The organism is Sporacetigenium mesophilum DSM 16796 (assembly GCF_059569055.1).
On sequence record NZ_JCANUR010000013.1, the window covers coordinates 77362 to 88487 of the forward strand.

The window sequence follows — 11126 nt, forward strand, 5'->3', positions numbered from 1 at the left end:
AGGGGGTTATTTTATGAAAAAACGGAACGGTCCTAAAAAGTCAGTAGCATACTATTATGTTGTAATAATGGTTGCTGTATTGATTTTAAATACATTTGTTTTGCCATTTATGTTTAGTAAAAATATTACTCAGGTGGATTATGGTAAATTTTTATCTGAAATTAATAGTGGAAATGTAAAAACTGTAGAAATACAGGAAAAGCAAATAGCATTTGTAAAAAAAGATGAAAAAGATAAAGAAAAGGTATATGTAACAGGACGTATGGATGATCCAGAACTTGTAAACCGTCTTTACGAGTCAAAGGTTGAATTTTCTAAAGTTATACCAAAAGAAAATTCACCACTTGTGAATTTTATTATGACTTGGATTTTACCAGCTATTATTTTTATTGGTCTTGGGCAAATGCTGGCAAACTCTATACAAAAGAAAATGGGAGGCAAAATGGGTGGTGGCAATATGATGAGCTTTGGAAAGAGTAACGCCAAGGTTTATGTTGAAGCCCAAACCGGAAAGACTTTTGCAGATGTTGCAGGTCAAGATGAAGCTAAGGAAGCACTTACTGAAATAGTAGATTTTCTTCACAATCCAAGTAAATATAAAAACATCGGTGCAACTATGCCAAAAGGAGCTTTACTTGTAGGGCCTCCAGGTACTGGAAAAACACTGCTAGCAAAGGCTGTGGCAGGTGAAGCCAAAGTACCATTTTTCTCAATTTCAGGATCTGAATTTGTTGAGATGTTTGTAGGTATGGGTGCAGCTAGGGTACGTGATTTATTCAAACAAGCACAAGCTAAGGCTCCTTGTATTGTATTTATAGATGAGATTGATACAATTGGTAAAAAACGTGACAACGGAGGTATAGGTGGTGGAAATGACGAGAGAGAACAAACTCTAAATCAGTTATTAACTGAAATGGATGGATTTAATGGGGAAAAAGGTGTTGTAATTCTTGCAGCAACAAATAGACCTGAATCTCTTGATAAGGCATTACTTCGTCCAGGAAGATTTGACCGTCGTGTACCAGTAGAATTACCAGACCTTAAAGGTCGTGAAGCCATTTTAAAAGTTCATGCTAAAAATGTAAAGTTAGATACAAATATTGACTTTAATGCAATAGCAAGAGCAAGCTCAGGAGCATCTGGTGCAGAACTTGCTAATATTATAAATGAAGGAGCTCTTAGAGCTGTAAAATGTGGTAGAGAATATGTAATACAAAGTGATTTAGAAGAATCTATAGAAGTTGTAATTGCTGGATATCAAAGAAAAGGAGCTGTAATTTCACCAAGAGAAAAACAAATTATTGCATATCATGAAATAGGTCATGCAATAGTTGCAGCTAAGCAAATGGAATCAGCACCTGTTCATAAGATTACAATTATTCCTCGTACGTCAGGAGCCCTTGGATATACTATGCAAATATCAGAGGGAGAAAATGTACTTATGACAAAAGATGAGGCATTTAATAAAATTGCAACTTATACAGGTGGTCGAGCTGCAGAGGAATTGATTTTTGGAAATTACACATCAGGAGCATCAAATGATATAGAACAGGCAACCAAAATTGCAAGATCTATGGTAACACGTTTAGGAATGAGTAAAGATTTTGATATGATGGCATTAGAAACTGTTTCTAATCAGTACCTTGGAGGAGACGCATCTTTAATATGCTCACCTGAAACTGCATCCAAAATAGATAAAGAAGTACTTGATATTATAAAAAAAGCACATGAAAAGGCAATTAATATATTAAAGGACAATATTGATAAACTTCACCAGTTATCTAGATACCTTATAGAAAGGGAAACTATAACTGGAGAAGAATTCATGAGAATATTAGAAAGCTAGGAAACCAATTTGGTTTCCTTTTTTTAAAAAAATTCAGAAGTAAAGGTTTGAGACTTAAGACCAGGGGTATTGATATATTAACAAGTTAAAAGAATAGTGAAATAAATATATAGGATAGACTTAGTATATAAATAATTAAAATTTCTATAAGTACATATACTAACTTGACAAAAGAGAAATAAAGGGAGGAATTAACATGTCATATAAAGAGTTTATAAAACCTTTGAAAGAAAGACGTAGTATATACGCAATTAGCAAGGAAACAACAATATCAGATGAAAAAATAATAGGAATAGTAGAAGATGCAGTAATGTATTCTCCATCTGCATTTAATTCACAAACTGCAAGGGTTGTAGTTTTATTTGGAGCAAGTCACGATAAATTATGGGATATAACAGAGGAGACTTTAAGAAAGATTGTTCCAGAAGACAAGTTCGGTTCTACAAAAGAAAAAATGAACTCATTTAGAGCTGGATATGGAACAGTTTTATTCTTTGAAGATATTAGTATAGTTAAATCACTTCAAGAACAATTTCGATCATATAAAGATAATTTTCCAATATGGTCAGAGCAAGCTTCAGGTATGCACCAACTTGTAGTTTGGACTGCACTAGAAGCAGAAGGTCTTGGAGCATCGCTACAACACTATAATCCACTTATTGACGATGAAGTTAAGAAAGAATGGGATATTGATAGTAATTGGAAGTTAATTGCACAAATGCCATTTGGTAAGCCAGAAGCATATCCTGGTGAAAAGGAATTTATGCCCCTAAAAGAACGTATTAAGATTTTTAAATAGAAAAGTTATTAAAGATAATATGAGGAAACCAATTTGGTTTCTTTTTTTAATTATTCCAATAAATAATACTTTTAAATGTGTTACTTTGATATGATATTAAGAAATATTTTGATACTTATCAATAAGTTAACAATTAATACTTAATTAACATATATTAATATAGTATAACTATACTATATTAATATAAAAGGTGTGATAATATGTATCACCGTGAGTTAATAGATGAATTGATAATTCCTTGTTTAATCCATAACTACTCATTTATTAGATTATTTAACTCAATGCCAGAATCACCAGCTTTAGATATATATATAAATGATGAATTTATAATAGCTAGGAATATAGCATATAAAGGAATAACTCCTTATTTTCCACTTCAATCAGGTGTATATAATATACAAATTTATTTAACTGGTACAAAAGATAATCCTATAGTTGAACTAAAACAAGTACAAATATATCAAGATCAAATACTTACAGTATTAATTGTAGGAACTGCAGACAATTTAGAACTAGTAACAGCAGTAGATGATATTAATCAGACTATAAAACCAGATGAATCTATGGTTAGAATTTTTAACTTAACTCATGATTATTTAACATATAGTATTGGTAACATATATAGTGGATTATTATCTAATAAAGGAACAGAGTATATAAAAATGTCTTCAGGTGATTATAAATTAGAAATTCGTCCACCTCACAGAAGTCACAAGATATCAATAACAGTAAGTATAAATCCAGGGAAAATATACACAATATATGTTCTTGAAAGTGTACCCCCAAATTCTCCAGAATATAAATTTTATAATATATATCAAATACTACAGGTTGTAGATGGAAACACTGTATTAAAAAAATGTGATGTATTTTAAATTAAGGAACCTTATATAGGTTCTTTTTTAATTATAAATTTTTTAATAATTCCGAAATAAAAGTTTGGAACTTAAAACCATGGGTATTAATATAGTAACAATTTAAAAGAATATTCATATAAATATATAGGATAGCCTTAGTATATAAATACCTTAAAATTATATAAATACATATACTAACTAGGCAAAATAAACATAAAGGGAGGAATCAATATGTCATACAAAAAATTTATAAAACCTTTAAAAGAAAGACGTAGTATATACGCAATTAGTAAGGAAACAACAATATCAGATGAAAAAATAATAGAACTAGTAGAAGATTCAGTAATGTACACTCCATCTGCATTTAATTCACAAACTGCAAGAGTTGTAGTTTTACTTGGAGAAAGTCACGATAAATTATGGGATATAACAGAGGAAACTTTAAGAAAGATTGTTCCAGAAGATAAGTTTGGTCCTACAAAAGAAAAAATGAACTCATTTAGAGCTGGATATGGAACAGTTTTATTCTTTGAAGATACTAATATAGTTAAGTCACTTCAAGAACAATTCCCACTATATGAAGAAAATTTCCCAGTATGGTCAGAACAATCATCAGGTATGCTTCAACTTGTAGTGTGGACTTCATTAGAAGCGGAAGGTCTTGGAGCATCACTACAACACTATAATCCACTTATTGACGATGAAGTTAAGAAAGAATGGAATATTGATAGTAATTGGAAGTTAATTGGACAAATGCCATTTGGTAAGCCAGAAGCATACCCTGGAGAAAAGGAATTTATGCCATTAGAAGAACGTATTATGGTTTTTAAATAAACAATTTATTAAAATATGAGCATCCATGAAAATGGGTGCTTTTATATTATAAAATTATTACACTACCTTTATACTAGTTCATACTATACTAGTAAAGGAGTGATTGTATAAATGTATATTTACAATAGAGTACCTCAAAAATATCTTAGGCCAGAATCAGATGAAATTATACCTGAGTATTTACAAGAAATATATGAAACTGAGACATATAAGTTAATTCTCGATTTAAGAAAAGGAATGATAAGAAAAATGGCACTTAGAGCTCATAATGGGAAATATGTTTCTGCAGTGAATGGAGGAGGAAGTATATTACTTGCAAATAAAGATGAAATAGGTGGATATGAAATTTTTACGTTAATACCTAGAGGGCCTGAGCAAGGACGAGGTGCTATAAGGACATCCGGCGGTTACTTTTTATCAGCTACAGGCGGTGGAGGATCAACTCTAAATGCCAATAAAGCGTATATTGGTTCGACATTAGAAGAAATATTTGAAATAATACCATTATATCCAGAGAGTATAGCAATTAGAACTCAAAATGGGCACTACTTAGTAGCTGAGGAGCCATCGAATTTATTATTGGCAAATAGACTTGCAATAGGAGATTGGGAAAGATTTACAATAGTACCTATATATGAAAAACAAGGAATGTTTGTAATGTAATAATGAATAATATAATCCATATTAATATTTTATTAGTTAAAGGAGTATAGGGTATATTCCTTTAACTACATATAATTGACACATATTTAGCTATTTTACCTAAGGTGTTATTTAATATGCAAAAAGTCATGTATAATATAGATATGAATTCAATAATTTGGGGGATAGATTATGACAAAGGATAATTTAGACCAGAAAGACATTTTTCTTATATTAGGATCATGTCTTCTTTCAATAGGTGGGTGTGTATTATTAAATATTTCCCTTGTAATTGGTTTTAGTACAAGCATTATATTATCTTGCTTTATATTTACTAAAAAGGGATTTTCTCTTAGGGCATTAATGTGGATGATGACTAAGGCGTTAAGAGAATGTAGAATTTTATATATTGTAATTCTTCTTATAGGAGCTACAGTGTCTATTTGGCTTTCTTCTGGAGTTGTTCCATCTATGATATATTATGGATTTGAATATATGAAAGGAACGAACTTTTTATTTGTAGCTTTCTTGATAATATCAATTAGCGCAGTGTTTATGGGAACTGCAGTTGGAACGATAAGTACTATAGGAGTTGCAATTTTGGGAATTGGAATGGGATTTGGTATTCCAAGCTATGTGCTTTTAGGTGTTATAGTATCAGGTGCATTTATAGCAGATAAGATTTCTCCAATTTCAGGGCTTTTAAATCTTACTTTATCAACAACAAATACAAATTACAAAGAAGCTTTTAAGTCAATGATTGTAACTTTAATACCAACTCTTATATTAACATCTATTGTATATTACTTTCTTGGAATTAAGTATGATACAAACATAGATACAAATAGCATAATCCAGTTTCAATTATCAATTAAAGATGCCTTTTATACATCTCCATATCTGCTATTAATGCCTGTGTTAATTATGATAATGTCATTTTTAGGTGTAAAAATGGTTTATTCAATTTTAACTGGACTCCTTGGAGGAGTAATAGTAAGCTTTGTTTATCAAAACATGACACTTATTCAAATACTTAAATCTATATTTTTAGGATATAGGGGGAATACCACATCAGCTAAGTTAAATGAGATATTAATAAGTGGTGGGGTTATATCTATGATTGAGGTTTTGTTTATTGTTATGGGGGCAATTGCATTAAGTAGTATTTTAGAAGGTACTGGAGTTATTGATTATTTTACAAATAAAATTATTTCAAAGATAAACTCAAAAAAGGAACTTATAGCTAAAACTAGTTTTATAAGTAGTACTTTAACTATTGTAACTTGTGATCAAACAACTGGGATTGTAATTCCGGGGAAACTTTTAGAGGATAAATACAATGAACTTAACGTAGACAAAAATATTTTAGCAAGGACTATATCGGATACAGGTACTATTATTGCACCGTTAATGCCTTGGAATGTAAATGCATTAATTATAGGTACTGTAGTAGGGGTTACTTCTGGGTATGCTATATTTGCAGTATTGTGTTATATTTCTCCAATTGTAACACTTATTATTGGAAGTATAGATCAAAAGAACGATACAAGATGTTTTACAGAAAAAATAGAAAAAGGAGATTGATTATGATTAAATATAAAAATTGCACTGAAGTTGAATTTGATAAAGTATATAAGGCATTTTCAATAGGGTTTTCAGATTATATTATAAAATTTGATATGTCTAAGGAAGTTTTCTCAAGTCATTTTTTTGGACCTGAAGGAAATAAACTAGAGTATTCATTTATAGCATTAGATGAAGAAAAAGCTGTTGGATTAATCCTAGGGGGAATTAAGGATTATGAGGGGGTTAAAACTATTAGATGCGGGACTCTTTGTGTTCACCCAGAGTATAGAGGGAAAGGGATAAGTGATAAACTATTTGAATTACATAAGAATATTGCACTAGACAATAAATGCAAGCAGATGTTTTTGGAAGTAATTAAAGGTAATGATAGGGCTATTAAGTTCTATGAAAAATACGGATATGATAAAATTTATGACCTTAAATATTACTACACCAAAGATACTGAAGTTATAAAAAGAAAAATAGATAATATTGTGGACATTAAAGAAGTTGATTTTGAAGATATTGTTAACATATCACATATGGCTGGCAATACACACATGAATTGGCAAAATGATTTTGATTATATTAAAGCTTTAAAAAACGTAATACACTATGGAGTTTATGAAAACTCAGAACTTATAGGGGCAATAAGTGTAAGTCCAGGAGGAAAGATATACTATATATATACTAAGGCTGAATATCGAAATAGAGGAGTTGCTCAAAGCCTTATAACTAAAGCTGTAGATGACCTTAATTTAGAAAAACTATATATAAGCTTTCCAAGCAATATTAACATAGAAGGTTTTTTAAAACATGTTAAATTCGAAAAAGATGAAATTTCTCAATATGAAATGTATCTAACTATATAAATAAATATAAAAAGAGTTACACAGTTTGATTTGTGCAACTCTTTTTGTATCTACTCTTTTATAAAAACTTTTTGTACTTCAGCTATGTACATTGTGTGATAATCTTTATTAGAGTAGAACTCTTCATCAAGTCCTTCCTGAATAAAACACTCAGGTTTGAAATCTTGTGCATAAAGTTTTTTACATATAAGAACAAGGTTTGCTTCTTCAAAGTAAGGTGTATTTTCTATATGACCAACTGTTAAACTAATTTTAGAAAGTTTATCTTCATCCCTACCAGATACAGATCCAAGGTATCCTAATTCTTTTTTGAAGCTTTTATCAAAGAATGTTAAAGAAAAAGTATCAGAGTTATCAACAAATTCTTTAGTATAACGTTGAGGTCTTATGACAACATTAACTACATTTTTGTGCCACATAATACCAAAACCGCCCCAAGATGCAGTCATTGTATTCACTTTATTATCTTTCTCGGCAGTTATAAGAGTCCACTCATTACCTATAAGTTGAAATGGACTTTTGTTTAGTTCTTCAGGTTTTACTTCAACAAAATTATTCATATATGCCTCCTTTAGTAATATATACTGTTTTGCAAAGTATATTTATATATATTATTATATAAATAAATAGAAATTTCAATCCATATGAATAAACTTAATATATAGGTAAAAAAGATAAGAGTATAGGGGTGATGAATATGCAAAAAAGATTTTATTCAAAACGTGATCTATGGCTGACTTTATTGGCTTGGGTACCAATGTTATTTAGTTTTGCGTTATTTATTGTGGAGATAATAAAAGGAACAGAAATTTTTGGTATAATGGCAATGTTTTGGATTTTAATAATAGGATTTATGGCATGGCTGTGGGTTGGAACATACTATGAGTTTGAAGATGATTATCTTTTGGTTAGATCAGGTCCTATAAAAGAAAAAATTTACTATAAGTATATAACTGATGTTAAATCTACTAATGCACCTTGGTCATCTGCAGCCTTGTCCCTTGATAGACTTGCTATATATTGTAATGGTCGTTTGAAAACATATATTTCTCCAAAGGATAAATTAGAGTTTGTAAAAGTACTATCAGAAAAGTCTCCAAATATTAAAATTCATTTATAGATAACCTTTGGATATATGGTAATATAATACTAATGTAAAAATATAAAATAAGAAGGTGTATTATGAATAATTTAAACTCAGAATTTACAATTAAAAACCACAAAATAAAAAACAGAATAGTTATGCCACCAATGGTAACCTTTGGTTATGCTGATGAAACTAGTAAAGTATTAGACATACATATTAAACACTACGAAGATTGTTCTAAAGGTGGAGCTGGAATTATTATAATAGAATCAACTGCAGTTAATCCTATAAGTAATAGACTAGGCCTTTGGGATGATTCACAAATTGAAGGAATTAGTAAACTTGCAAAAAGTATAAAAGAAAATGAAGCATTGGCAATAATTCAACTTAGTTTTGCAGATGATAGTGAAATTGCTTTACTTTCAAAGGATAATATAAGTGATATCAAAGAATCGTATGTTAGTGCAGCTATAAGAGCAAAAAAATCAGGACTTGATGGAATTGAAATACATGGAGCTCATGGATATTTAATTAATAGATTTTTTGATGAAAGAACTAACAAAAGAAGTGATGAATACGGTGGAAGTACAGAAAATAGAATTAGAATTGTATCAGAGATAATTTCAAAAGTTAAAGAAGTTTGTGGTGATGATTTTATTATTGGAGTTAGAATGGGATGTAATATTCCAGATTCTAATGGAGCAAAAGAAGTTGCAAAAACTTTAGAAAAATCAGGAGCAGACATATTACATATTTCAACTGGTTTTGGAAATTTATTAGAAGAAGAATCAAATGTTCCAAAGAATTTTCCTTGTAACGCAATTGTTTATAATGGAACAAAGATAAAAGATGCTATAAATATTCCAATAATAGTTGTAAATGAAATAAAAACTGCAAATCAAGCAAGCTACTTAATAAAAAATAACTTAACAGACTTTGTAGCTATAGGAAGAGGAATACTTACAAATCCAAATTGGGCTAATGAAGTTTTAAATAAAGAATTAAGTGTTGAGTGTATGGGATGTTCAACATGTCAATGGTTTATAGATTCATCTAAATGTCCAGGAAGAAGAAAATACAACAAAGTTAATAATATTTAATAATTAAAAAAGACTATATAAACACAGTTAAACCGTGTTTATATAGTCTTTTTGTTTTGTGAATTTTGTGAATTCTTGGTACTACCTCTAAAATTTCTTGCATATATATAAGTATCAGCAAAAAAAGTTTAAGACTTAGATTAACCTGTATACACAAGTGTATACGTTAAAAATATTAAAAATAAAGGGGAGAATTTATATGATAGTTATAGGGGAGAAAATAAACGGAACTATACCAAGTGTAAAAAAAGCAATTGAAGCAAGAGATGAAGAATTTATAAGAAATTTAGCAATTAAACAAGTAGATGCAGGAGCTAATTATATAGATGTATGTGCAAGTACTGCACCAGAATTTGAAGTAGAAACATTAAAATGGTTAATGGATATTATACAAGACACTGTAGATACTCCATTATGTATAGATAGCCCGAATGCAAATACAATTGCAGAAGTATTTAAATATGCAAAAAAACCAGGAATAATAAACTCTGTATCTGAAGAGGGAGATAAATGTGAAGTTATATTCCCTTTAATCCAAGGAACACAGTGGCAAGTAGTAGCATTAACTTGTGATAGCAATGGTATACCAAGTGATGTTCAAACAAGAGTTGATATAACAAAGACAATAGTAGAAAAGGCAGAAAAATATGGAATTACTCCAGATAGAATACATATAGATCCACTTGTTATGGCGCTTTCAGCAGATAACACGTCACTTCTTAACTTTGCTGAAACAACCAAAACTATAAAAAAAATGTATCCTTCAATAAAAATAACTTCAGGTTTAAGTAATATATCATTTGGTATGCCACTTAGAAAAGTTGTAAACCAAAGCTTCTTAACTCTTGCTGCTTTTGCAGGTATGGACTCTGCAATTATAGATCCATGCAACAGAGATCTTTTAGCAACACTTCTTGCAACAGAAGCTCTTTTAGGAAAAGATAGACACTGTAGAAAATATTCTACTGCATATAGAAAAAATAAAATAGGACCTATAAAAGAAGCGTAAGGCTAAATAGATAACTAAAATTAAGGGGGATTTTAATTATGGATTTAAATTTATTAACACAATATGTTGGGGAGTTAGATGAAGAAAGTGTAGTAGAAATGTTAAATGAATTCGTTGCTTCAAACCCAACTGAAGAAGAAGCTCAAAAGGTAGTAAATGCATGCCAAAGGGGTATGGCAATAGTAGGAGATTTATTCGATCAAGGAGAGTACTTTGTGGGAGACTTAATATTTGCTGGTGAAGTATTATCAGGAGCTATAGATGTACTTAAACCTGTAATAGGTTCAGATAACACTGAAAAAGTAGGAACAATAGTACTTGGAACAGTAAGTGGAGATCTTCATGATATAGGAAAAAATATATTTAAAAGCATGTCAGAGGCTGCAGGATTTGAAGTATATGACTTAGGTATAGATGTAACTGCAGATGCATTTATAGAAAAAGTAAAAGAAGTAAAACCTCAAATAATAGGAATGAGTGGAGTATTAACACTTGCAATAGATGCAATGAAAGA

The 11126-nt window shown here is 30.0% G+C and carries 12 protein-coding genes; 11 read left to right on the forward strand and 1 reads right to left on the reverse strand.

Features of this window, described 5'->3' with window-relative positions:
* Positions 1–13 precede the first annotated feature (13 nt).
* The 7 genes from ftsH to BS62_RS11095 all read left to right on the forward strand — a co-directional run bounded on the left by ftsH (position 14) and on the right by BS62_RS11095 (position 7416).
* Positions 14–1846, forward strand: coding sequence for an ATP-dependent zinc metalloprotease FtsH (ftsH, locus tag BS62_RS11065; RefSeq protein WP_496491338.1), 1833 nt, complete (start codon positions 14–16; stop codon positions 1844–1846).
* Positions 1847–2042: 196 nt separating this feature from the next.
* Positions 2043–2645: a nitroreductase family protein gene (locus tag BS62_RS11070; protein WP_496491339.1), complete on the forward strand. Its 603-nt coding sequence runs from the start codon at positions 2043–2045 to the stop codon at positions 2643–2645.
* A 200-nt stretch (positions 2646–2845) separates the two neighbouring features.
* The gene (locus BS62_RS11075) at positions 2846–3520 is read left to right on the forward strand and encodes a DUF4397 domain-containing protein (protein WP_496491340.1); all 675 of its coding nucleotides are present in this window, start codon (positions 2846–2848) and stop codon (positions 3518–3520) included.
* Positions 3521–3733: 213 nt separating this feature from the next.
* The gene (locus tag BS62_RS11080; RefSeq protein ID WP_496491341.1) at positions 3734–4336 is read left to right on the forward strand and encodes a nitroreductase family protein; all 603 of its coding nucleotides are present in this window, start codon (positions 3734–3736) and stop codon (positions 4334–4336) included.
* 111 nt (positions 4337–4447) lie between these two features.
* Positions 4448–4999 (forward strand): fascin domain-containing protein, encoded by a 552-nt coding sequence (locus BS62_RS11085; protein ID WP_496491342.1) that lies wholly within the window; start codon positions 4448–4450, stop codon positions 4997–4999.
* A 171-nt stretch (positions 5000–5170) separates the two neighbouring features.
* Complete coding sequence (locus BS62_RS11090; RefSeq protein ID WP_496491343.1) at positions 5171–6562, forward strand: Na+/H+ antiporter NhaC family protein; 1392 nt, start codon at positions 5171–5173, stop codon at positions 6560–6562.
* A gap of 2 nt (positions 6563–6564) precedes the next feature.
* A complete protein-coding gene (locus BS62_RS11095) occupies positions 6565–7416 on the forward strand; it encodes a GNAT family N-acetyltransferase (RefSeq protein WP_496491344.1) in 852 nt (283 codons plus the stop codon).
* A 50-nt stretch (positions 7417–7466) separates the two neighbouring features.
* Here the strand turns inward: BS62_RS11095 and BS62_RS11100 are convergent, their stop codons facing one another.
* Positions 7467–7976, reverse strand: a complete 510-nt coding sequence (locus BS62_RS11100; RefSeq protein WP_496491345.1) for a flavin reductase — start codon at positions 7974–7976, stop codon at positions 7467–7469.
* Positions 7977–8113: 137 nt separating this feature from the next.
* Between BS62_RS11100 and BS62_RS11105 the strand changes: the two genes are divergently transcribed.
* From BS62_RS11105 to BS62_RS11120, 4 genes are all read left to right on the forward strand, one after another.
* Entirely contained in the window at positions 8114–8536 is a 423-nt protein-coding gene (locus tag BS62_RS11105) for a PH domain-containing protein (RefSeq protein ID WP_496491346.1), read from the forward strand.
* 62 nt (positions 8537–8598) lie between these two features.
* Positions 8599–9603 carry an NADH:flavin oxidoreductase gene (locus tag BS62_RS11110; protein ID WP_496491347.1) on the forward strand — a complete coding sequence of 335 codons (1005 nt, stop codon included), beginning with the start codon at positions 8599–8601 and terminating at the stop codon, positions 9601–9603.
* 199 nt (positions 9604–9802) lie between these two features.
* Positions 9803–10612, forward strand: coding sequence for a methyltetrahydrofolate cobalamin methyltransferase (locus tag BS62_RS11115; protein ID WP_496491348.1), 810 nt, complete (start codon positions 9803–9805; stop codon positions 10610–10612).
* Between the two features lie 38 nt (positions 10613–10650).
* Positions 10651–11126: cobalamin B12-binding domain-containing protein (locus BS62_RS11120; protein ID WP_496491349.1), on the forward strand; the 476-nt coding region annotated here is incomplete at its 3' end.